General features: G+C 74.4%; 16 protein-coding genes. 8 read left to right on the top strand and 8 right to left on the bottom strand.

The features are described from left to right. Positions 1-131 precede the first annotated feature (131 nt). Positions 132-1,514, bottom strand: a complete 1,383-nt coding sequence (locus tag ABZ885_RS01435; RefSeq protein ID WP_360181866.1) for an MFS transporter — start codon at positions 1,512-1,514, stop codon at positions 132-134. Between the two features lie 219 nt (positions 1,515-1,733). On the opposite strand from ABZ885_RS01435, the gene ABZ885_RS01430 reads away from it, so the two are divergent. Further along, complete coding sequence (locus tag ABZ885_RS01430; protein ID WP_360181863.1) at positions 1,734-2,654, top strand: helix-turn-helix transcriptional regulator; 921 nt, start codon at positions 1,734-1,736, stop codon at positions 2,652-2,654. Here the strand turns inward: ABZ885_RS01430 and ABZ885_RS01425 are convergent. From ABZ885_RS01425 to ABZ885_RS01410, 4 genes are all read right to left on the bottom strand, one after another. Next, positions 2,644-3,945 (bottom strand): HAMP domain-containing sensor histidine kinase, encoded by a 1,302-nt coding sequence (locus ABZ885_RS01425; RefSeq protein ID WP_360181860.1) that lies wholly within the window; start codon positions 3,943-3,945, stop codon positions 2,644-2,646. The genes ABZ885_RS01430 and ABZ885_RS01425 overlap by 11 nt on opposite strands. A 143-nt stretch (positions 3,946-4,088) precedes the next feature. After that, positions 4,089-4,925 (bottom strand): response regulator transcription factor, encoded by an 837-nt coding sequence (locus ABZ885_RS01420; RefSeq protein ID WP_360181857.1) that lies wholly within the window; start codon positions 4,923-4,925, stop codon positions 4,089-4,091. Beyond that, complete coding sequence (locus tag ABZ885_RS01415; protein ID WP_360181854.1) at positions 4,922-5,872, bottom strand: hypothetical protein; 951 nt, start codon at positions 5,870-5,872, stop codon at positions 4,922-4,924. Before ABZ885_RS01415 ends, ABZ885_RS01420 begins: the two co-directional genes overlap by 4 nt. 214 nt (positions 5,873-6,086) lie before the next feature. Then, positions 6,087-6,734, bottom strand: a complete 648-nt coding sequence (locus ABZ885_RS01410; RefSeq protein ID WP_360181851.1) for a class F sortase — start codon at positions 6,732-6,734, stop codon at positions 6,087-6,089. 135 nt (positions 6,735-6,869) lie between these two features. Here ABZ885_RS01410 and ABZ885_RS01405 point away from each other — a divergent pair, with 135 nt between their 5' ends. Both ABZ885_RS01405 and ABZ885_RS01400 read left to right on the top strand, forming a co-directional pair. Then, entirely contained in the window at positions 6,870-9,686 is a 2,817-nt protein-coding gene (locus tag ABZ885_RS01405) for an alpha/beta fold hydrolase (RefSeq protein WP_360181848.1), read from the top strand. Then, the gene (locus tag ABZ885_RS01400; protein ID WP_360181845.1) at positions 9,683-10,540 is read left to right on the top strand and encodes an ABC transporter permease subunit; all 858 of its coding nucleotides are present in this window, start codon (positions 9,683-9,685) and stop codon (positions 10,538-10,540) included. Before ABZ885_RS01405 ends, ABZ885_RS01400 begins: the two co-directional genes overlap by 4 nt. A 57-nt stretch (positions 10,541-10,597) precedes the next feature. On the opposite strand, the gene ABZ885_RS01395 is transcribed toward ABZ885_RS01400, so the two are convergent. After that, the gene (locus tag ABZ885_RS01395; protein WP_360181989.1) at positions 10,598-12,232 is read right to left on the bottom strand and encodes an alkaline phosphatase D family protein; all 1,635 of its coding nucleotides are present in this window, start codon (positions 12,230-12,232) and stop codon (positions 10,598-10,600) included. Between the two features lie 151 nt (positions 12,233-12,383). Here ABZ885_RS01395 and ABZ885_RS01390 point away from each other — a divergent pair, with 151 nt between their 5' ends. After that, the gene (locus ABZ885_RS01390; RefSeq protein ID WP_360181986.1) at positions 12,384-13,013 is read left to right on the top strand and encodes a dienelactone hydrolase family protein; all 630 of its coding nucleotides are present in this window, start codon (positions 12,384-12,386) and stop codon (positions 13,011-13,013) included. A 99-nt stretch (positions 13,014-13,112) separates the two neighbouring features. Then, the gene (locus ABZ885_RS01385) at positions 13,113-14,381 is read left to right on the top strand and encodes a hypothetical protein (RefSeq protein WP_360181842.1); all 1,269 of its coding nucleotides are present in this window, start codon (positions 13,113-13,115) and stop codon (positions 14,379-14,381) included. On the opposite strand, the gene ABZ885_RS01380 is transcribed toward ABZ885_RS01385, so the two are convergent. Beyond that, entirely contained in the window at positions 14,351-15,679 is a 1,329-nt protein-coding gene (locus tag ABZ885_RS01380; protein WP_360181839.1) for a DUF2252 domain-containing protein, read from the bottom strand. The two genes, ABZ885_RS01385 and ABZ885_RS01380, sit on opposite strands and share 31 nt — an antisense overlap. Positions 15,680-15,859: 180 nt before the next feature. Between ABZ885_RS01380 and dnaE the strand changes: the two genes are divergently transcribed. Continuing rightward, complete coding sequence (gene dnaE / locus ABZ885_RS01375) at positions 15,860-19,396, top strand: DNA polymerase III subunit alpha (RefSeq protein WP_360181836.1); 3,537 nt, start codon at positions 15,860-15,862, stop codon at positions 19,394-19,396. 94 nt (positions 19,397-19,490) lie between these two features. Here dnaE and ABZ885_RS01370 read toward each other — a convergent pair whose 3' ends face one another. Beyond that, the gene (locus ABZ885_RS01370; RefSeq protein WP_360181833.1) at positions 19,491-20,378 is read right to left on the bottom strand and encodes a LysR substrate-binding domain-containing protein; all 888 of its coding nucleotides are present in this window, start codon (positions 20,376-20,378) and stop codon (positions 19,491-19,493) included. A gap of 71 nt (positions 20,379-20,449) precedes the next feature. Between ABZ885_RS01370 and ABZ885_RS01365 the strand changes: the two genes are divergently transcribed. Together ABZ885_RS01365 and ABZ885_RS01360 are read left to right on the top strand one after the other, a co-directional pair. Beyond that, positions 20,450-21,340, top strand: coding sequence for a dihydrodipicolinate synthase family protein (locus ABZ885_RS01365; RefSeq protein ID WP_360181825.1), 891 nt, complete (start codon positions 20,450-20,452; stop codon positions 21,338-21,340). A gap of 109 nt (positions 21,341-21,449) precedes the next feature. Next, positions 21,450-22,496, top strand: a complete 1,047-nt coding sequence (locus ABZ885_RS01360) for an aspartate-semialdehyde dehydrogenase (protein ID WP_360181822.1) — start codon at positions 21,450-21,452, stop codon at positions 22,494-22,496. Positions 22,497-22,508 lie beyond the last annotated feature (12 nt).

Raw genomic sequence — 22,508 nt, 5'->3', positions numbered from 1 at the left:
TGCACGACGACTGGTGCATGACGACGGCCGGCCCCCGGGGACGTTTCCCCGGGGGCCGGCCTCGTTTGTCGTGCGCGGCCGGCGCCGCCCGCGGCGGGCGCCCGTTGCGGCGGGTGCTCGGCGGTGCCGGGTCACCGGCGCCGCAGGAAGAGCGCCGAGGCCGCGCCGGCCAGCAGCACCAGGGCGGCGTTGACCGCGACCGCCCAGGTCACGCCGGTGAGCACGGTGGCGCCCGCGGCCGCCGCGGTGGCGACGGTGCTCATCACCGGGGTGCCGAGGGTGATCCCGACCTGCTGGGTCATCGTGGCGACGCCGGTGGCCAGCCCCTGCTCCCCGTCCGGCAGGCCCGAGGTGGCGGTCACCATGAAGCCGACGATCGCCAGCATGTTGCCCACGCCGCCGACGAAGGTCGCCGCGAGCAGCAGCCCCAGCCAGGCCCGGTCGGCGCCGAGCAGGACCAGCGAGGCGGTCGCCGCCGCCTGCACCAGGAACCCGGTGAGCAGCGCGCCCCTGCTGCCGAACCGGCCGATCAGCCGCGGCGCCGCCACCCCGCCGAGCACGGTGCCCGCGCCGAGCACGCCGAAGGCGAGGCCGGTGGCCAGCGCCGAGAACCCGAGCACCCGCTGCAGGTAGAGGGTCAGCAGGAAGACCAGCGAGGTCTCGGTGGCGAAGGCCAGCAGCCCCGCCGCGTTGCCCCAGACGACCGTGCGCCGCCGCAGCACCCGGACCGGCACCAGCGGCGCCGCGGCGGACCGCTCGACGAACCAGAACGCCACCAGCAGCACGACGGCCACGGCCAGTGCCCCCAGCGCGACCGGGTCGCCCCAGCCGTGCTCCCCGGCCGTCGTCAGGCCGTACACCAGGGCGAGCAGGCCGCCGGTGACGGTGACCGCGCCCGGCAGGTCCATCCGGGTGCGCCCGGCCGGACCGGTGCCCCCGGACGCGGGGACGGGGCGGCTCTCGGGGATCAGCCGGGGCGCCGCCAGCAGGACGGCGAGCGCGACCGGCACGTTGACGAAGAACGCCCAGCGCCAGCTGAGCAGGTCGGTGAGCAGCCCGCCGAGCACCGCGCCGGAGGTGAACCCGGCCGACATCAGCGCCCCGTTCAGGCCGAGCGCCCGTTCGCGCAGCGGACCCTCGGGGAACGCCGTGGTGAGCAGCGCCAGCCCGGCCGGGGTGACGGCGGCGGTGGCCAGGCCCTGGGCGACCCGGGCGGCCAGCAGCAGCTCCGGGCCGGTCGCCAGCCCGCCGGCCAGCGAGGCGGCGGCGAGCACCGCCAGTCCGACCAGGAACACCCGGCGCCGCCCGACCAGGTCGGCCACCCGCCCGAAGAGCAGGGTGAAGCCGGCCGCGCAGAGCGCGAACGCGGTGGCGATCCACTGCAGGTCGCCGAGCGGGAAGCCGAGGCCCTGGCCGATCACCGGCAGGGCGACGTTCAGGATCGAGAAGTCCACGGCCAGCATGAACTGGGCGGCCAGCAGGACCACCAGGACGAGCCGCCGGCGGCCGGTCATTCCGGTGGGCGGCGCCGCGGCTGGTGCTCCGGGGGCGGCTGGTGCTTCGGGGACGGTGGCGTTTCGGGGACGGTGGCGGTCATCGCAGTGCTGCCTTTCGACGGGTTCTCCCGGGGACGGCAGCAGCCTGCGCGGCTCCGGGCGGCCCACCCAGACCCCCGCGGAGGGTGGCACCGGCAGGGGCAGGCTCGGCGGCGCCCGCCGGTGTTGACTGGGTCCATGACCGCACCGGAGACACCCACCGGGCTCGGCGCGTTCCTGCGCACCCGCCGCGCCCGCCTGCAGCCCGAGGACGTCGGCCTGACCGCGTACGGCACCCGCCGCCGGGTGCCCGGGCTGCGCCGCGAGGAACTGGCTCAGCTGGCGGGCGTCAGCATCACCTACTACACGCGGCTGGAGCAGGGCCAGAGCCGGAACGTCTCGGACGAGGTGCTCGACGCCATCGCCCGGGCGCTGCGCCTGGACGGCGACGAGCACGCCCACCTGCGCAACCTGGCCCGCCCGGGCCGTCCGGCGAAGGGCCGCCCGGCCGAGCGCTTCGAGCGGGCCCGCCCGGCCGTCCGGCAGCTGATCGCGGCGATGACGGACGTCCCGGCGGTGGTGGTCGGCCGGCGCAACGAGGTGCTGGCCTGGAACCCGCTCGGCCACGCGCTGCTGGCCGGGCGGCTCGACCCGGCCGCCCCGGACCGCCCGGCGGACCGCCCCAACCTCTCCCGGCTGCTCTTCCTCGACCCGCGGACTCGTGCGCTGTACCCGGAGTGGGAGTCCGAGGCGCGGGCCCAGGTGGCGTTCCTCCGGCTGGCCGCCGGGCGGCACCAGGACGACCGGCAACTGGCCGAGCTGATCGGTGAGTTGTCGATGAAGAGCGCGGAGTTCGCGGCCCTCTGGTCGCGCCACCCGGTGCACGACTGCCTGTTCGGGACGAAGGAGTTCCGGCACCCGGTGGTCGGCGGGCTGACGCTGGACTTCGAGGCGCTCCCGCTGCCCGAGGCCTCCGGCCACCGGATGCTGCTCTACAGCGCGGCGCCGGGCTCGCCGTCCGAGGCCGGGCTGCGGCTGCTGGCCGCCAGTGCGGCCGGGGCCGCCGACCGGAGGGCGGTGGACGGGTGGGCGCCGCTCGGGGGTGCGGTCAGCGAGTGACCGCGTGGGCGGGCGGTCCGGCGGAGCCGGGGTCGCCGACGGGTCCTTCGTCCGGGCCGTCGTCCGGACCCGGGGCCGCGCCGGGCGGCAGCTCCAGGGTCGCCACCGCGCCGCCGTCCGGATGGTTGGCGAAGGTCAGGACCGCGCCGATCACCCGTGCGTGGCCCTGGGCGATCGTCAGGCCGAGCCCGTGGCCGCGCCCGCGCTCGCGCACGCTCGTCCGGAACCGCTGCGGCCCGTGCCGCAGCAGGTCGTCCGGGAAGCCGGGCCCGTGGTCGCGGACGGTGATCCGCAGGCCGTCCACCGCCAGCCGGACCGGGCCGCCGCCGTGCCGGTCGGCGTTGACCAGCAGGTTCCCCAGGATGCGGTCCAGCCGGCGCAGGTCGGTGCGCACCGAGGCGTCGGCCGCGGACGGCCGGACGTCGACCTCCACCGCCAGCCCGGTCAGCCCGACGGTGCGGCGGACCGCCCGCTCCAGCGGTACGGCCGACAGGTACGGCGTCTCCGCGTCGGCGTCCAGCCGGGACACCTCCAGCAGGTCCTCGACCAGCGAGCGCAGCGCCTGCACCCGGTTCTGGACGAGCTGGGTGGGCCGGCCGGGCGGCAGCAGCTCGGCCGCGGTGACCAGCCCGGTCAGCGGTGTGCGCAGCTCGTGGGCGACGTCGGCGGTGAACTGCTGCTCGTCCGCCAGCCGGCGGTGCAGCGCCCTGGACATCTGGTCGACGGCCGCCGCGAGGTCGGCGACCTCGTCCCGCCCGTCGACCAGCTCGCCGATCCGGGCGTCCGTCCGCCCGTCGGCGATCCCCCGGGCGGCCGTCGCCGCCGTCCGCAGCCGCCGGCTGATCCGGTCCGCGACCAGCACGCCGACCAGCACCGTCGTGAAGACGGAGGCGACGACGGTGATCAGGATGATCCGGTCCAGGTCGGCGATCGCCGTCCGGTCCTGGGTGAAGTCGACCCGGACGGAGAGCACCCGGCCCTGGACGGCGCCGGCCGCCCACATCGCCTCGCCCTCGGGCCCGCCCGCCAGCAGCGACCCCTGTCGGCCGTCCGCCGCGAGCGCGCGCAGCCGCGGCGGCAGCGCCGGGTCGTCCAGCGCGGCGGTGCGGCCGGTGACCCCCTCGCCGCGCCCGTAGGCGGCCACCGCGGAGTCGAGCGCGGTGAGCGCCGACTCGCGGGCCTGGTCGACGTGCTGGCGGATCATCGCCTGGTGGACGAGCAGGCCGACCGCCACCGCGACCAGGACGGAGATGGCGGCGACGGCGGTGGCGATCTGACGGCGCAGGGTCATCCGGCGCAGCGTGAGGCGGCGCAGTGGTGCGCTTTGCGGCTCCGCGCTCCCGGGCGTCCCCGGGGCCCCCGGTGCGGTGGTTCCCGAGGCCGCCGACGCGGTGGTCTCCGGCGTCGTGCTTCCCGGCGTCGTGGCTCCCGGTGTCATGCCGGGCGCCGCAGCTTGTAGCCGAAGCCGCGGACGGTCTCGATCCGTCCGCTGCCGATCTTGGCCCGCAGCCGCTGCACGTGGACGTCGACCACCCGGGTGTCGGCGCCCCAGTCGTAGTCCCAGACCCGCTCCAGCAGGGCGGAGCGCTCCAGCACGATGCCGGGCGCGGCGGTGAACTCCAGCAGGAGCCGCAGCTCGGTCGGGGTCAGCGGGACGAGCCGCCCGTGCACCCGGACCTCCATGCTCTCGGTGTCCACCTCCATGCCGTCGAAGCTGCGGAGGCTGCGCGGGGCCGGGTCGGCGGGGGCCTGCTCGGCGGGGCCCGCTTCGGCGCGCGCGGGCGCAGCGGGGGCCCGCTCGGCGGGGGAGCCGGGTGCGGGTGCCGGGGCCTCGGCGGCCGGGACCGTGCGGACCCGGCGCAGCACCGTCCGGATCCGGGCCACCAGCACCGCACTCTCGAAGGGCTTCACCACGTAGTCGTCCGCCCCCGCCTCCAGGCCGGACACCACGTCGATCGGATCGGTGCGGGCCGACATCATCAGGATCGGCAGCTGGCTCTCCTCGCGGATCCGCCGGCAGAGGCCGACCCCGTCGAGGAGCGGCAGCATCACGTCCAGCAGCATCAGGTCGGGGCGCACGGCGTGGAAGGCCTCCAGGCCCTCCAGGCCGTCGGCCGCGGTGGAGACCGGGAACCCGTAGCGCTCCAGGGCCATCCGGGTCGCCTCCCGGATCACCTCGTCGTCCTCGACGATGAGGATGTGCGGGTGCGCGGGCGCAGCGGCCGGAACGGGCGCGGACGCGGACTCGGGGACGGGCGCTGCGGGGTTCATGGCTTGGCCTCCGGGGGAGCCGCGGTCGGACGGGCGGGCTGGGAAGCGACGGGGCGCGGGACGACGAGCCCGGCGCCGCCCTGCGGCTGGGGCGTCGCGGCCCAGCCCGGGACGGCGGGGCTGGGCTGGGCCCGGCTCGTGGCGGGCGGTTCCGACGGCCGGCTGACCTTCGGCCCGGGCGTGGTGGCGGGCGTGGTCTCCGGGTCCGAGCCGTTCCCCTGCGCCGGGCCGGTGATCGGGCTGATGCCCTCGACCCGCTGCTCCAGCAGGCCCAGCCGGATGCCGTCCCAGTGGTAGTGGCTGCTGGTCCGGGTGGTCACGGTGGTCGGCTCGTGCAGCCAGAGGTCCGTGCCGACGGTCTCCGCGCCGAACCCCTTCAGTATCTGCACCCGCAGGACGGGCAGCAGGCGGTCGCCGGAAGAGGTGTAGACGTGCAGGACGACCGGTCCGGCAGTGCCGACGGCGGCGATCAGCTCGGGCTGGCCGTCACCGGTGAGGTCGCGGAACTCCGGGGTGCGGACCTCGCAGCCCGGGCAGCCGTCGAGCGCGCGCCGTTCGTCCTGGCTCACCGCGGGGTCCTTCGCCAGGACGGCGCGGACGTCCACGGCGGTGAGGTCCGGCCCCGGGGCGGTCACGTCCGGGACGGGCTGCGGAGGGGGCTCGGAGGAGCGGCCGGGCGCGGGTGAGGTCGGCGGTGGGGCGACGGCGAGGCCGGACCAGAGCGGCTGGGGCACCGGTGGGGGCGTCACCTGCTGGGCGGGGCCGTGGTCGCGCAGTTCGCCGGGCGCGCCGCAGGCGGTGAGCAGGAGGGCGGCCAGGACGGCGGGCACGGCGAGGAGGGCGGAGAGGACGGCGCCGGCCGGCCCGGTGGCGGGCGCGCTGGTGGGCCGGGCCGCCCGGGGCGGTGCGGCACCGGCCCGGCGACGGGGCGGGGGTGATGCTGCCACGGCTGGTACTCGTCCTCCCGGTCGGCGGCGTCTGCGGTGGCGCGTCCGCCCTGCGTGCGTCCAGTCTCCGTGCTGCCGGCGTGCGGCGGTGCACCGGTTCCTCCCCGGTGGACAGGTCGCCCGGGCGGCGGCCGGCGGTTCCGTCGGGCGGGCCGTCCCCTCCGGGCCACCCGCCCGACGGCCTGTGCGGGCGGGTGGCCCGGCCGACCGTCCCTCAACCCGTCGGGGCGGCCAGGTCCGCCTGGACGATGACGTTGTCCGTCCAGTGGCCGTCCGCGCCGATCCGGCCCCCGCAGGTGATCAGCCGCAGTTCGGGCGCGGCCGTGTCGCCGTACACCGCCTCGGTCGGGAACCGGTCCTTGGCGGCCTGGAGCAGCGAGCGGACCCGGAAGTCCACCGTGCTGCCGTCCGCCCGCCGGACCTGGATCCGGTCGCCCGGCCGGAGCTTCGGCAGGCCGCGGAAGACCGCCGGGCCGTGGGCGGTGTCGTAGTGCCCGATCAGGACGGCCGGCCCGGTCTCCCCCGGCGTCGGGCCGTTGCGGTACCAGCCGACCTCCTGGGCCCGGTCGGCCGGCGGGACCTCGACCGTGCCGTCGGCGTTCAGGCCGAGGCCGGTGACCGGCGCGTCCACCCCGGCGGCCGGGATGAGCAGGCGGGTCGGCGGCGAGGCCGCGAACGGTCGCGGCGCGCCGGCCGGGGCCGTGCCGCCCCCGGTCACGGCCTGCGTCGACGGGGCGGGAGCCGTGGGCGCGGCGCTGCCGGGCTGGTGCGCGGAGGTCTCGATGCGGACCACCGGGGTCTGCCGGCCGGACAGCGCCACGGAGGCGCCGAGCACCAGGCAGAGCAGGCCGGCCGCGCCCAAAGCGGTCCGGCGCAGCGCGGTCCGGTGCAGGCCGGCCGGTCCGCGGTGGCCGGTCCGGTCCCCGCCGGGGTGCTCGTCGCACGGGGTGCTGCCCTTATCAGGCCCCTACCCGAGGGGCGGATACGATCGCTCTCCATGAGGCTCGCAGGAGCAGGGCGCCGCTGGCGCGAGAGGCTGACGACCCGAAGACTGCCGGCGGCCGTCCTCGCGCTGGTGGTGCTCGCCGGGGCCGGCACCTGGACGGTGGCCGCCGCGGGCGGCGAGCAGCCGGTCCGGCAGGAGGACCACTCCCTCCCGATGCCCGAGACACCGGGCAGCGAGCAGCGGATCGACCTCGACACCTCCTTCTTCACCACCGGGACGAGCCCGCGCCCGGCGGTCCTGCTCGCTCACGGCTTCGGCGGCTCCAAGGAGGGCGAGCGCGAGCGGGCCGAGCAGCTCGCCCGGCAGGGCTACGCGGTGCTGACCTGGTCGGCGCGCGGTTTCGGGCACTCCGGCGGGCGGATCGGCCTCAACGCCCCCGACCGCGAGGTGGAGGACGTCCGGCACCTGGTCGACTGGCTCGCCCAGCGGCCCGAGGTGCAGCTGGACGGGCCTGGCGACCCGCGGGTGGGCATCACCGGTGCCTCGTACGGCGGGGCGGTGGCGCTGCTCGGGTCCGCGTACGACGGCCGGATCGACGCGGTGGCCAGCCAGATCACCTGGTGGAACCTGGCCGACGCGCTGTTCCCGCAAGGGGTGCAGGGCTCGGGCGCGGCGGACGGGGTGTTCAAGAAGCTCTGGGCCGGGATCTTCTTCACCACCGGCTCGGCGGGCGATCTCGGCCCGTCCGGGGGTGCGCCGCGGGCGACGGCGAGTGCGAAGCCGGGCCCGGGCGGCCCGGCGGCCACTCCGGCGGACGGCCCGGTCGGCTGCGGGCGGTTCACCGACGAGCTCTGCCGGATGTACGACCGGGTGGCCACCGCCGGGCACGCCGATCCGGAGGCCGTCGCGCTGCTGGAGCGGTCCAGCCCCTCCTCGGTGGCGGCGCGGCTCAAGGCGCCCACCCTGGTCGTCCAGGGCCAGCAGGACTCGCTGTTCCCGCTCGACCAGGGCGACGCGATCGCCCGGGCCGTCGCCGCCAACGGCGCGCCGGTGGCGGTGGACTGGTTCGCCGGCGGTCACGACGGCGGCACCGACACCAGTGCCCGGGTGGACGGCCGGGTCGGCGCCTGGTTCGACCATTTCTTGAAGGGCGTGGGGACCGACACCGGCCCCGCGTTCCGGGTCACCCGCACCGGCGGGGTCGACTCCACCGGCTTCCAGGCCGTCCTGCGCGGCGCCACCGCCGACGCCTACCCGGGTCTCGGCGGCACCGGCTCGCGCACCGTCGAGCTGACCGGCGCCGAGCAGGCCTTCGCCAACCCGGCCGGCGGCGCCCCGCCGAACATCTCCGCGCTCCCCGGCGTCGGCGCGCTCAGCCAGGCCGCCGCCCTGGGCGCCGGGCTCTCCCTGGACTTCCCCGGCCAGCACGCCGGCTTCGACAGCGCGCCGCTGGACTCCCCGCTGCACCTGACCGGGCAGCCGACGATCGCCCTCAAGGTGCAGTCCGACAAACCGGACGCCGTGCTCTTCGCCAAGCTGTACGACGTCGCGCCGGACGGTAAGCAGACCCTGCCGCAGCAGCTCGCCGCCCCGCTCCGGGTGACCGGCGCGGACGCTGACGGAGGGCGCACCGTCACGGTGGTGCTGCCCGCCGTGGACCACACCTTCGCCGCCGGCCACCGGCTGCGGCTGGTGCTGGCCGCGACCGACCTGGCGTACGCCTCGCCCGTCGAACCGGCCACCTACCGGGCGGCCGTCGCCGGGGGGCTCACCGTGCCGACCGTCGACGGGCTGGTCACCGAGGCCGCCCCGCTGCCCGCCCGGACCTGGGTGCTGCCGCTGGTCGCCGTCGCTGCGGCGGCCGCGCTGCTGCTGGTGCCGCGGCTGCGCCGCCGCCGCGGGCGGGCCGCCGCCGGTCCGGCGTACGACCCGGCGCTGGCCGGGGTGCCGTTGCAGATCACCGGCCTGAGCAAGCGCTACAAGGGGTCCGCCGACCGGTACGCGGTGCGGGAGCTGGGCTTCCGGGTGGAGCAGGGCCAGGTGCTCGGGCTGCTCGGCCCGAACGGCGCGGGCAAGACCACCACCCTGCGGATGCTGATGGGCCTGATCCGGCCGGACGAGGGCGAGATCCGGATCTTCGGCCACCTGGTGCGCCCGGGGGCGACGGTGCTCTCCCGGGTCGGCGCCTTCGTCGAGGGCGCCGGGTTCCTGCCGCACCTCAGCGGCCGGGCCAACCTGCGGCTCTACTGGCAGGCCACCGGCCGTCCGGAGGCGGACGCCCACCTGGAGGAGGCGTTGGCCATCGCGGACCTCGGCGAGGCGCTGGACCGGGCGGTGCGCACGTACTCGCAGGGCATGCGGCAGCGGCTCGCGATCGCCCAGGCCATGCTCGGCCTGCCGGACCTGCTGATCCTGGACGAGCCGACCAACGGTCTCGACCCGCCGCAGATCCGCGAGATGCGCGAGGTGATGATCCGGTACGCGGCCGCCGGGCGGACCGTCATCGTCTCCAGCCACCTGCTGTCCGAGGTGGAGCAGAGCTGCACCGACCTGGTGGTGATGGACCGCGGCCGGCTGGTCACCACCGGCGCCGTCGCCGAGATCGTCGGCGCGGGTGAGCTGCTGCTGGTCGGCACCCCGGCGTCGTTCGGGGCGGATGAGCTGGCGGCGGCCGCCGACAAGGTGGGCGCGCTGGACGGCGTCGGCTCGGCCGAGGCGGTCGACGGCGGGCTGCTGGTGCGGCTCGACGGCATGGCGGCCAGCCGGCTGCTGGCCGAACTGGTGCGCCTCGGGGTGCCGGTGGAGCGGGCGGGCCCGCACCGCCGGCTGGAGGACGCGTTCCTGTCGCTGATCGGAGGTGCGGGGTGACCACGGCCACTTCTCCCGACCACGCGTCGGGCTACCGGGCGGGCCGGACGCTGCCGCTGCGGGTCGAGGCGATGCGCCAGCTGCGCCGCCGGCGGACGATGGTGATCGGCGGGGTGCTGGCCGCGCTGCCGTTCGTGATCCTGGCCGCGTTCCAGATCGGCGGGAAGCCGGGCCGGGCCGACCGGACCACCTTCATCGAGCTGGCCACCGCCTCCGGGCCCAACTTCGCGACCACCATGCTCTTCATGGGCACCGGCTTCCTGCTGGTGATCCCGGTCGCGCTGTTCTGCGGGGACACGGTGGCCTCCGAGGCCAGCTGGTCCTCGCTGCGCTACCTGCTGGCCGCGCCGGTGCCGCGGGCCCGGCTGCTGGCCCGCAAGTTCGCGGTGGGGCTGGCGTTCTCGGCGGCCGCGGTGGTGCTGCTGCCGACGGTCGGGCTGGTGGTGGGCACCGTCGCGTACGGCTGGGGGGACCTCAGGCTGCCGGCCGGGGTGAGCCTGCCGGCGGGGGAGGCGCTGCCGCGGCTGGCGCTCGCGGTGGCGTTCGTCCTCCTCAGCGAGGTGGTGATCGCGGCGCTGGCGTTCTGGCTCTCCACCGCCACCGACGCGCCGCTGGGCGCGGTCGGCGGGGCGGTGTTCGCCTCGATCGTCACCGGGGTGCTGGACGCCGTCACCGCGCTCGGCGACCTGCGTGAGTGGCTGCCCGCGCACTGGCAGTACGCCTGGGCGGACGCCCTGCAGCCCCAGCTGGAGTGGGGCGGCATGGTGCAGGGCGTCTCGCTGTCGCTCTCGTACGCGGTGGTGCTGCTGGCACTGGCGTTCCGAGGCTTCGGCCGGAAGGACGTGGTGTCCTGAGAGCGGGTGCCCGAGGGGGTGCGTCCGGCGCACCCCCTCGGGACCGTTCCGGGAGCGTCACTTGACGGGCGAGTAGACCCGCTCGATCTGCTGGGTGCCGGACTTGGTGCGGTAGGAGCGCGTCCACTTGGTGGTGGCGTCCTTGCGGGTGCGGTCGGAGAGGACGTAGTAGTCCATCTGCGTCTGCGCGGGGGTGACCTCCAGGACGCCGTAGCCGTGCGAGTCCAGGTCCACCCACTTGATGTGGCGGTTGGCGGCCTTGAGCGCGGCGGCCGCGGCCAGCGAGACCGTCTGCGGCGCGACCTTGAGGATGTCGTCGATGTTGTCCGAGGTCACCGAGGTGACCACGAACTCGGTGGCGGCGCTGCCCGAGAACGGGTACGTGGCCGCCTCGTTCGGGACGTCGGCGGCCCAGGCCGAGTGGATGTCGCCGGTCAGGAAGACGGTGTTGGTGATGCCGTTCGACGTGAGGTGGCCGAGCAGCTCGCGACGGTCGTGGGTGTAGCCGTCCCACTGGTCGGTGTTGATCGCCAGGCCCTCGCCGGGCAGGCCGAGCAGCTTGGCCAGCGGGCGCAGGACGTAGTCGGGGAGGGCGAACAGGGCGACCGGGGAGATCATCACCTCGTTGCCGATCAGGCGCCAGGTGGTGTCCGAGGCCGACAGGCCGGCCTTCAGCCAGTCCATCTGGGCGCGGCCGGTGAGGGTGCGGTCGGCCGAGTCGACGTCGCCGTTGCCGACCTTGACCTGCTGCGAGCGGAACGAGCGCTGGTCCATCAGGTGCAGGTCGGCGAGCTTGCCGTAGCGCAGGCGGCGGTAGGTGGTGCCGGCGATGGAGGGGCGGACCGGCATCCACTCGAAGTAGGCCTGCTTGGCGGCGGCCATCCGGTCGGACCAGTCGCCCTCGGCGCCGGGGGTGTGGTTCTCGGCGCCGCCGGACCAGGCGTCGTTGGCGAACTCGTGGTCGTCCCAGATCGCGATGGTCGGGATCTGCGCGTGTAGCGTCTGGAGGTCCTCGTCCGTCTTGTAACGGCCGTGCCGGGTGCGGTAGTCGGCGAGGGTGAGGATCTCGTGGACGGGGGCGTGCGGGCGGACGACGGTGCCGCGGGCGCAGAACTCGCCGGTCTTGTACTCGTAGATGTAGTCGCCGAGGAAGAGGAAGGCGTCCAGGTCGCCGCGGGCGGCGAGGTGGCGGTAGGCGGAGAAGTAGCCGGCCTCCCAGTTGGCGCAGGACGCCACGCCGAAGCGGAGACGGTCGATGGCGGCTTCGGCGGCCGGGGTGGTGTGGGTGCGGCCCACCGGGGAGACGGTGCCGCCGGCGGTGAAGCGGTACCAGTAGGCGGTGTCCGGGGCCAGGCCGCGGACGTCGGCCTTGACCGTGTGGTCGGAGCCGGCGGTGGCGGTCACGGTGCCGGCGGCCATGATTCTGGTGAAGGCCTTGTCGGCGGCGAGCTCCCAGCGGACCTCGGTGTCCGGGCCGGTGGCGGAGCCGGGGACGGCCTCGGGGGTCGGGGTGACCCGGGTCCAGAGCAGGATGCCGTCGGGGAGCGGGTCACCGGAGGCGACGCCGTGCAGGAACTGCGGGGCGGTGGCCGCGTGGGCCGCGGTGCCGAGGGTGAGCGGCAGGGCGGCGGCGCCGGCCACGATGGCGGTGGCCTTCAGCACCTGACGACGGTGCGGGCGGGCGGCGGTCATGTCATCGACAAGGTCAGTCACGGCCGACAGGCTACCGGTCGGTAATGGCGTGTTCCATACGTTGAACTGACTGTTCGTTGCCGCTTCACCGGGGCGTGACGTCCCGCCACCGGCCCGGGCGCACGCGGTCACCCGGCGGTCGTACGGGATGATGGTGACGATCCGCCCTCCGCAGCCAGAAAGTTCACCCGTGGCCCAGATCCTGCTCCTGCACTCCGTCTACGGCCTGCGCCCCGCCGTCCACGCCGCCGCCGACCGGCTGCGCGCCGCCGGGCACACCGTGCACACCCCCGACCTCTTCGACGGCCGGACCTTCGAGGACGTCGAGGAGGCCACGGCGTACAAGGAGGAAGTCGGCAGCGACGAGCTGCTGCGCCGCGCGGTGGGTGCCGCCGCCCCGCTGCTGGCCCCGGGCACCGGGCTCGTCTACGCGGGCTTCTCCCTGGGCGGCGCGCTCGCCCAGAACCTCGCGCTCGCCGACGAGCACGCCCGCGGGCTGCTGCTCCTGCACGGCACCTCCGACATCCGGGAGGACGCGGCCACCTCGATCCCGGTCCAGCTGCACGTCGCCGAGCCGGACCCGTTCGAGTCCGAGGACTGGCTGAACGCCTGGTACCTGCAGATGCGCAAGGCCGGCGCCGACGTCGAGGTCCACCGCTACCGGGGCGCCGGCCACGTCTTCACCGACCCCGAGCTGGCCGACTACGACGCCGAGGCGGCGGAGCAGGCCTGGGCGGTGGCGCTGGACTTCCTGGCGGAGCTGGACGAGCAGGCCGGTTGACGGCCCGTCCGCGGACCGCGCCTCGCCGGCCGGTGGTGCCCGCCCCATGCCCGAGGGCGGGCACCGGGGCACGTGGCCGGGGTGGGGGAGGATGGCGGGGTGACGCAGCGGAGATTCGAGTACGCGCCGGCCGGGACGCTGGTCGGGCTGGTGCAGCGGGGGCGGGGGCTGGGCGCGCGGATGGCCGCCGAGGCCCCGGAGGCGGTCGCCGAGCTGGTGTACGGCTGCATCCGCCGGGACTGGCGGTGGGACGGGCAGGTGGACGACCGGCACCTCTACCTCGCCCGGCTGGTGCGGGATCTGGAGCTGCCGGTCGGGCCGGTGGCCGGACTGCTGGCGGCTGGCGAGGACGCCTGCCGGCGTGCCACCCGGGTGCTGGAGCTGCTGGCGCTCGACGGTTCGGCCGAGGCCCGGGAGGCGCTGCGGGCGCACGTGCGGGACGGTGAGCACTGGCGGGCCGTCCTGGAGTCGGTGGCCGACGCCTGGCCGGTCGGGTGGTGGGACGACCTGGCGGCCGTGGCGCGGGAGCGGCTGGAGCCGGGCACGGAGGAGCCGTGGGGAGAGCCGTGGGTCCGGTGGGGGCTGGTCGTGGCACGGCCGGAGCCGCAGCGCCGTCGCCCCGTACCGTGCGAGGGGGAGACGAGCGCGCGGCTGTTGGAGCTGCTCGCCGATCCGGCGGAGTCGGGGAGGTGGCGGGAGGCCGTGCGGGCACTGGCCGGGCGCGAGCCGGAGCCGGGGCTGTCGCCCCTGGTGCCGTCGCTGGGGCCGGCGGATGGTGAGTACCCGCTTCCGTTGCTGTCGAGGGCCGTGCTGGAGCTGGGCGTCGCGGCGGTGCCCGCCGCGCGGGAGTGGGCGGCGGCCGACGCCCCGTGGCTCGCCGGGCTCGGGCACGAGGTGCTGGCCCGGTACGGGGCGGTGCAGGACGTGCCGGTGCTGGTGGCGGAGCTGGAGCGGGCGTGGGTGGAGCAGCAGTGGTGCGGGCCGGACGGGCCGGCCCTTGGGTTGGCGCGGTTCGGGGCGGAGGCCGAGGGGGCGGTGTCGCTGCTGCGGCGGTTCTGGTTGTGGACGCCGCACTCGTACGAGCGGGCTGCGTACCTGGAGGCGCTGGCGGCGATCGGGCCGGCGGGGCTGGCGGAGACCTACGTTGAGTGCCTCTGGGGCTGTGAGGAGAACGAGAGGCTGCTGGCGGTGGCGCACGCCCCGGACCGGCCCGAGGTGCGGGAGCGGCTGGCCTACCTGCGGGACGATCCGATGGAGGAGCCCGCGGTCAGGGCCGCCGCCGGTGAGCGGCTGGCGGCCCTGAGCCCTGAGCAGGGCGGGAGTTTGAAGACGGGCCCCTACAGGCCGGGGATGCGGCCGTTGCGGTAGAGGTCCACGAAGAGCTGGTGGTCGGCGCGGGCCCGGGCGCCGTAGGCGTGGGCGAAGTCGACCAGCATGGCGGTGAAGCCGGCCTCGTCGCGGCTGACGGCCTCGTGGATGGCGTGCTCGGTGGAGAACGGCACCAGGGTGTGGCCGCTGGAGGACTCGTCGGCGGCCGCGTGCATGGTGGCGGTCGCGTGGCCCAGGTACTCGGTGACGGCGAGCAGGTCGGGCAGCTCGTTGAGGTCGGTCCAGTCGAGATCCGTGGCGTACGGGGAGACCTCGGCGACCAGCTGGCCGCGGCCGTGCAGGGTGGTGTAGCCGAGCCACGGGTCGCTGTGGGCCTGGAGGGCGCGCTGCGAGATCACCGTGCGGTGGCCCTCGTGCTCGAAGTAGCCGGCGATCGCCGGGTCGGTGACGTGCCGCGACACGGCCGGGGTCTGCCCCTGCTTCATGTAGATGATCACGTCGTTCTCGAGGGCGTCGGTGTGGCCCTCCAGCAGCAGGTTGTACGAGGGCAGGCCGGCGCTGCCGATGCCGATGCCGCGGCGGCCGACGACGTCCTTGACCCGCAGCGACTCCGGCCGGGTCCGGGAGGCCGGCGGCAGGGTGGCGAGGTAGGCCTCGAAGGCGGCGAGCACCTCGGCCCGGGTGGGCTCGTCCAGCTCGATCGCGCCGCCGCCGGTGCGGAAGCGCCGGTCGTAGCCCTCGACCACGGTCTCGGACTCCAGCAGCGAGACCCGGGTCTGGAGGCGGGCCTGCCGCAGGGTGTCCAGGATCGGGCCGGCGGCGGTGTCCAGGGTGAACGGGGTGGCGTCGCCCTGCGTGACGTGGGCGGCGATCCGGGCCCGGTAGGCGTCGGCGAAGGCGGTGACCAGCTGGGTGATCGTCTCGTCGGACAGCGCCTTGGCGTAGCCGATCAGCGCCAGCGAGGCGGCCAGGCGCTGGACGTCCCAGGTGAAGGCGCCGACGTAGGCCTCGTCGAAGTCGTTGACGTTGAAGACCAGGCGGCCCTCGGCGTTGAGGTAGCTGCCGAAGTTCTCCGCGTGCAGGTCGCCGTGGATCCAGACCCGGCTGGTGCGCTCGTCCAGGAAGGCGGCGCCGTGGTCCTGGAAGGGGGCGGAGGTGAGGTCGGCGTAGTAGAGCGCCGCGGTGCCCCGGTAGAAGGCGAAGGCGGAGGCCGCCATCTTCCGGAACTTCACCCGGAAGGCCGCCGGGTCCTTGGCGAGCAGGTCCCCGAAGGCCGTGTCGAAGACGCTGAGTATGGTCTCGGCGCGGTGCTCGGCGGTGGGCTGCTGGTGCGGCATGGGGTGCGTCCTTCGGTGCGGGAGGAGGGCGGGGCCGGGGGATAGAGTAGGGGTGTGAACGCATGAGTGCTGGTCCGGGCCCCGGGTGAGGCGGCTCGGACCTCATATGTTTCCAGGGCCCTCTGTGACCTGCGCGTTCGCCGGCCAACCAGACAAGCACGAGCATCCGGAGGCCCCGCCTTGAGCGACCAGCCGTACGCGCATCTGCACGTCCACACCGAGTACTCGATGCTGGACGGCGCCGCCCGGCTGAAGCAGCTGTTCAAGGAGGTCGAGCGGCTGGGCCAGACCCACGTCGCGATGACCGACCACGGCAACATGTACGGCGCGGCCGAGTTCCACAAGCAGGCCACCGCCGCGGGCATCACCCCGGTGATCGGCATCGAGGCGTACGTCGCGCCGGAGTCCCGCTCCAACACCAAGCGCATCCTGTGGGGCCAGCCGCACCAGAAGAAGGACGACGTCTCGGCGTCCGGTGCCTACACCCACAAGACCATCTGGGCCCGGAACAGGGAGGGCCTGCACAACCTCTTCAAGCTGACCTCGCGCTCGTACGCCGAGGGCTGGCTGGTGAAGTGGCCCCGGATGGACAAGGAGATCATCTCCGAGCACGCGGCCGGACTGATGGCCACCACCGGCTGCCCCTCCGGCGAGGTGCAGACCCGGCTGCGCCTCGGCCAGTTCGACGAGGCGCTGCGCTCCGCGGCCGACTACCAGGAGATCTTCGGCAGGGAGAACTACTTCCTGGAGCTGATGGACCACGGCCTGGACATCGAGAAGCGGGTCCGCGACGGGCTGCTGGAGATCAGCAGGAAGCTGAACATCCCGCCGGTGGTCACCAACGACTCGCACTACACCACCGAGGCCGACGCCGGCGCCCACGACCTGCTGCTCTGCGTGCAGACCGGCAAGAACCTCTCCGACCCGGACCGCTTCCGGTTCGACGGCACCGGCTACTACATCAAGTCGGCCGCCGAGATGTACGCGCTGGACTCCTCGGACGCCTGGCAGGAGGGCTGCCGCAACAGCCAGCTGCTGGTGGCCCAGCGGGTCGACACCGCCGGCATGTTCGAGTTCAAGAACCTCATGCCGCGCTTCCCGATCCCGGAGGGCTTCGAGTCCGAGGCGGACTTCTTCAAGTCCAAGGTCTGGGAGGGCATGGACTGGCGCTTCCCGAACGGGTACGACGAGGAGCACAAGAAGCTCGCCGAGTACGAGATGGACACCATCATCCAGATGGGGTTCCCGGCGTACTTCCTCGTGGTCGCCGACTTCATCATGTGGGCGAAGAGCCAGGGCATCGCGGTGGGCCCGGGCCGTGGCTCGGCGGCCGGCTCGCTGGTCGCCTACGCGATGGGCATCACCGACCTCGACCCGATCCCGCACGGCCTGATCTTCGAGCGCTTCCTCAACCCCGAGCGCATCTCCATGCCCGACGTCGACATCGACTTCGACGAGCGCCGGCGCGGTGACGTGATCCGGTACGTGACGGAGAAGTGGGGCTCCGACAAGGTCGCCATGATCGTCACGTACGGCACCATCAAGGCGAAGGCCGCCATCAAGGACTCCTCGCGCGTCCTCGGCTACCCGTACGCGATGGGCGACCGGATCACCAAGGCGATGCCGCCGGACGTCATGGGCAAGGGCATCCCGCTCTCCGGCATCACCGACTCCGCGCACCCGCGCTACGGCGAGGCCGGCGAGATCCGCGGGCTGTACGAGAACGACCCGGACGTCCGCAAGGTGATCGACACCGCGCGCGGCATCGAGGGCCTGATCCGGCAGCCCGGCGTGCACGCGGCCGGCGTCATCATGTCCGCCGAGCCGCTCACCGACCACATCCCGGTCTGGACCCGGCACACCGACGGCGTCACCATCACGCAGTTCGACTACCCCACCTGTGAGGGCCTCGGCCTTCTCAAGATGGACTTCCTCGGCCTGCGCAACCTGACGATCATGGACGACGCCGTCAAGGCGATCGAGAAGAACAAGGGCATCAAGATCAACCTGCTTGATCTGCCCCTGGACGACAAGCCGACCTACGAGCTCCTCGCCCGTGGTGACACGCTCGGCGTCTTCCAGCTCGACGGCGGGCCGATGCGTTCGCTGCTGCGCCTGATGAAGCCGGACAACTTCGAGGACATCTCCGCCGTCCTCGCGCTGTACCGCCCGGGCCCGATGGGCGTCAACTCGCACACCAACTACGCGCTGCGCAAGAACGGCCAGCAGGAGATCACCCCGATCCACCCGGAGCTGGAGAAGCCCCTGGAGGAGGTGCTCCGGCCGACGTACGGCCTGATCGTCTACCAGGAGCAGGTGCAGAAGGCCGCGCAGATCCTGGCCGGCTACTCGCTGGGACAGGCGGACCTGCTGCGCCGGGCGATGGGCAAGAAGAAGAAGGAGATCCTGGAGGCCGAGTTCGTCCCGTTCCAGAAGGGCTGCCGCGAGCGCGGCTACTCGGACGCGGCGGTCCAGGCGGTCTGGGACGTGCTCGTCCCCTTCTCCGGCTACGCGTTCAACAAGGCGCACACCGCCGGGTACGGGCTGGTCTCGTACTGGACGGCCTACCTCAAGGCCAACTACCCGGCCGAGTACATGTCCGGCCTGCTCACGTCCGTCAAGGACGACAAGGACAAGTCGGCGGTCTACCTCAACGAGTGCCGGAAGATGGGCATCAACGTGCTCCCGCCGGACGTCAACGAGTCGGACGCGGACTTCACCCCGCACGGGGACACCACCGTGCGGTTCGGCCTCACCGCGATCCGCAACGTCGGCGGCCCGGTGGTCGAGTCGATGATCCGGACGCGGAAGGCGAAGGGGAAGTTCGCCTCCTTCCCCGACTTCCTGGACAAGGTGGAGTCGGTGGTCTGCAACAAGCGGACCGTCGAATCGCTCATCAAGGCGGGCTCGTTCGACTCGCTCGGGCACACCCGCAAGGGCCTCACCGCGCAGTTCGAGCCGATGATCGACAACGTCGTCGGGGTCAAGCGCAAGGAGGCCGAGGGGCAGTTCGACCTCTTCGGCGGCGACGCGGTCAGCGACGAGCCGAGCTTCGGCCTGGACGTGGTCTTCTCCGAGGAGGAGTGGGACAAGTCCTTCCTGCTCACCCAGGAGCGGGAGATGCTCGGCCTGTACGTCTCCTCGCACCCGCTGCACGGCATCGAGCACGTCCTCGCCGACAAGGCGGACTGCGCGGTGGCGGACCTCGCCGAGCGGCCGGACGGCACCATCGTCACCATCGGCGGCATCATCTCGGGCCTCCAGCGGAAGATGACCAAGCAGGGCAACGCCTGGGCCATCGCGACGGTGGAGGACCTGGCCGGCTCGATCGACTGCATGTTCTTCCCCGCCAGCTACCAGCTGGTGTCCTCCCAACTCGTCGAGGACGCCGTGGTGTTCGTCCGCGGCAAGCTGGACAAGCGGGAGGACGTGCCGCGGCTGATGGGAATGGAGCTGTCCGTCCCTGACCTCTCGAACGCGCACGCCGAGGCGCCGATCGTGATCAACATCCCGAGCGTGAAGGTGACGCCGCCGCTGGTCGCCCGGCTCGGCGAGGTGCTGAGCAGCCACAAGGGGACGACCGAGGTGCGGCTGCGGCTGGAGGGGACGCGGAGCACCACGGTGCTGCGGCTGGACCGGCACCGGGTGAAGTCGGACCCGGCGCTGTTCGGGGACCTCAAGCAGCTGCTCGGGCCGAGCTGCCTGGCGGCGGGCTGAGCCGCCTGGTGGGGGCGGGTCGTGGCTCACGGCCCGCCGCCTCGCCGGTGCCCGGCCGTGACGCCACGGCCGGCGCGCCACCACGGCCCCGCCGTCAGGAGCCGCCGCCGAGGCCCGGGGGGACGGCCGCGTGGAGGGCCGAGACGAAGGCCGAGACCGCGGGGTGGGAGCCGGCGCCGGCGCGGAAGGCCGCGCGGGTGCGGCGGTACATCGGCAGCCGGGTGAGGACGACGCCGGGCGGGGGCTGCGCGGTGCCGAGGTGGGGGACCAGCGCCACGCCCTGACCCGCCGCCACCAGGGCCAGCACGGTGGCGAAGTCGTCGATCTGATGCCGGATCCGGGGGGCGAAGCCGGCGCTCTCGCAGGCCCGGACGGCCATGGCGTGGCAGAGCGTGCCCGGCGGCGACATGATCCACGGCGCGGAGCGCTGCCCGGCGACCGTGCCCGCCGTCCGGGCCGCCAGGTACATCGGCTCGGTGAAGACCGGGCGGGTCACCGCCAGGCCCGGCTCCGGATCGGCCGGGACGAGGTCGTACTCGTGCACCAGCGCGACGTCCAGCTCGCCCGCGCGCAGCGCCGCCGCGACGGCCGCCGGGTCCACCTCGGTGACCATCGGCTCCAGTCCGGGGTGCCAGCCGGCCAGCTCGGCGAGGACGGCCGGGATGATCGCGCGGGCCGCCGACGGGTAGGTGCCGATCCGCAGTGGCCCGGCCAACCCCCGCCTGGCGTGGGCGAGTTCGGCGCCGGCCTGCTCCAGCCGCTCCAGCACGGCCTCGGCGTGCCGGACCAGGTTTCGCCCGGCCGGGGTGAGGGCGACCCGCCGGCCGGTGCGTTCCAGCAGCGGGACGCCGGCCTCCTTCTCCAGCACGGACAGCTGCTGGGAGACCGCCGAAGGGCTGAACGAGAGCGCTTCGGCGACGGCGGCGATGGTGCCGAGATGGGCGAGTTCGCGCAGCAGGCGCAGGCGTCGGACGTCGAGCATCGGCTCAGCTTACGAGAAGCATCGGAAATGTGAACTGGACCTGCGGGATCGGCGCCCGCAGGATCGTGCCCATGGAACTCAAGGGCATCTACGTCCCGCTGGTCACCCCCTTCGCCGAAGACGGCTCGGTGGCCCTGGACGCGCTGGAGAAGCTGGCCGGTTCGGTGCTGGACGACGGCGCGGCCGGCCTGGTGGCGCTCGGCACCACCGGCGAGCCGGCCACGCTGAGCGCCGAAGAGCGGCGCGCCGTGGTCGAGGTCTGCGCGGCCGTCTGCGCCGGGCGCGGCGGTCGGCTGCTGGTCGGCGCGGGCGGTCCGGACACCCGGGCGGCCGCCGAGGAACTGGCCGGGCTCCGCGCCCGGGTGCCGGAGGCGGCGGCCGCGCTGGTCACCCCGCCGTCCTTCGTCCGGCCGGGCGAGGCCGGGACGGTCGCGTACTTCCGGGCGCTGGCCGAGGCGAGCTCGGTGCCGCTGGTCGTCTACCACATCCCGTACCGGACCGGGCAGCAGCTGTCGGCCGCCGCACTGCTGGAGCTGGCCGCCGTGCCCGGCGTGGTGGGCGTCAAGTACGCGACCGGCGGGCTGGACGAGGCCGCCGTGGAACTGCTGGCCGGCCGGCCCGAGGGCTTCGCGGTGCTGTCCGGGGAGGACGCCTTCCTCCCGGCGCTGCTGGCGCTCGGCGGCGCGGGCGGCATCCTGGCCTCCGCCCACCTGGCCACCGCGCGGTTCGTGGAACTGGCCGCCGCCTGGGAGGACGGGGACGTCCCGCGGGCCCGCGCGCTGGGCCACCGGCTGACCGCGCTGGCGGCCGCCGCCTTCGCCGCGCCGAACCCGGCCGTGGTGAAGGGCGTGCTGCACGCCCAGGGCCGGATCCCCACCCCGGACGTCCGGCTGCCGCTGCTGCCGGCCGGCCCGGTGGAGGTGGCGCGCGCCCTCGAACTGGCCACTGGTCTGGACCACTGATCGGGTCGGGCCCTCTCACACCGTGGAATACCAGGTCGCGCCACCCCGGTGGCAAGGCATGATGGGCGGAGTGCGGCTGTGACCAGCGACATCAAGAGGAGTAGTCGGAATGAAGATCGGCATTGTCGGGGCCACCGGCCAGGTCGGCGGCGTCGTCCGCGAGATCCTGGCGGAGCGGGCCGGCCGTCCCGGAGGACTGGGCCCGGTGGAGCAGCTGCGCCTGTTCGCCTCGGCCCGCTCGGCCGGGCGCACGCTGCCCTGGCAGGGCACCGAGATCACCGTCGAGGACGCGGCCACGGCCGACTACACCGGCCTGGACATCGTGATCTTCTCGGCCGGCGGCACCACCTCCAAGGCCCTCGCCCCCAAGGTCGCCGCGGCCGGTGCGGTCGTCATCGACAACTCCTCCGCCTGGCGCCGTGACCCCGAGGTCCCGCTGGTCGTCTCCGAGGTCAACCCCGGCGCCATCGCCGACCGGCCGAAGGGCATCATCGCCAACCCGAACTGCACCACCATGGCCGCCATGCCGGTGCTGCGCCCGCTGCACGAGGAGGCCGGCCTCGCCGCGCTGATCGTCTCCACCTACCAGGCCGTGTCCGGCAGCGGCGTGGCCGGCGTCGCCGAGCTGCAGGACCAGGCCGCCAAGGTCGTGGACGGCGCCGCCGCGCTCGCCCACGACGGCTCCGCGGTCGAGTTCCCCGAGCCCAAGGTCTACAAGCGCCCGATCGCCTTCAACGTGGTGCCGCTGGCCGGCTCCATCGTGGAGGACGGCTCCAACGAGACCGACGAGGAGCAGAAGCTCCGCCACGAGAGCCGCAAGATCCTCGGCATCCCCGAGCTCAAGGTGGCCGGCACCTGCGTGCGCGTCCCGGTCTTCTCCGGCCACTCGCTGCAGATCAACGCCCGCTTCGAGCGCCCGATCAGCCCCGAGCGCGCGGTCGAGCTGCTCACCGGCGCCCCCGGCGTCGAGCTGAGCGACATCCCCACCCCGCTCCAGGCCGCCGGCCGGGACCCGAGCTACGTCGGCCGGATCCGGGTGGACGAGACGGTGGAGAACGGCCTGTCGCTGTTCATCTCCAACGACAACCTGCGCAAGGGCGCCGCGCTCAACGCCGTCCAGCTCGCGGAGCTGGTCGCCGCCGAACTGACGGGCTGACCCCGCCCGCGC

The sequence above is a fragment of the Kitasatospora sp. NPDC047058 genome (genome assembly GCF_040643935.1).
Taxonomy (GTDB): Bacteria; Actinomycetota; Actinomycetes; order Streptomycetales; family Streptomycetaceae; genus Kitasatospora.
The sequence above is the reverse complement of the archived record's forward strand: the minus strand, read 5'-3'. Positions and strand labels throughout refer to the sequence as shown.

Coding starts and splice junctions, on each gene's coding strand:
- ABZ885_RS01435 (WP_360181866.1), bottom strand. CDS start 1,514: ATGACCGGCCGCCGGCGGCTCGTCCTGGTGGTCCTGCTGGCCGCCCAG.
- ABZ885_RS01430 (WP_360181863.1), top strand. CDS start 1,734: ATGACCGCACCGGAGACACCCACCGGGCTCGGCGCGTTCCTGCGCACC.
- ABZ885_RS01425 (WP_360181860.1), bottom strand. CDS start 3,945: ATGACCCTGCGCCGTCAGATCGCCACCGCCGTCGCCGCCATCTCCGTC.
- ABZ885_RS01420 (WP_360181857.1), bottom strand. CDS start 4,925: ATGAACCCCGCAGCGCCCGTCCCCGAGTCCGCGTCCGCGCCCGTTCCG.
- ABZ885_RS01405 (WP_360181848.1), top strand. CDS start 6,870: ATGAGGCTCGCAGGAGCAGGGCGCCGCTGGCGCGAGAGGCTGACGACC.
- ABZ885_RS01395 (WP_360181989.1), bottom strand. CDS start 12,232: ATGACCGCCGCCCGCCCGCACCGTCGTCAGGTGCTGAAGGCCACCGCC.
- ABZ885_RS01390 (WP_360181986.1), top strand. CDS start 12,384: ATGGTGACGATCCGCCCTCCGCAGCCAGAAAGTTCACCCGTGGCCCAG.
- ABZ885_RS01380 (WP_360181839.1), bottom strand. CDS start 15,679: ATGCCGCACCAGCAGCCCACCGCCGAGCACCGCGCCGAGACCATACTC.
- ABZ885_RS01370 (WP_360181833.1), bottom strand. CDS start 20,378: ATGCTCGACGTCCGACGCCTGCGCCTGCTGCGCGAACTCGCCCATCTC.
- ABZ885_RS01365 (WP_360181825.1), top strand. CDS start 20,450: ATGGAACTCAAGGGCATCTACGTCCCGCTGGTCACCCCCTTCGCCGAA.
- ABZ885_RS01360 (WP_360181822.1), top strand. CDS start 21,450: ATGAAGATCGGCATTGTCGGGGCCACCGGCCAGGTCGGCGGCGTCGTC.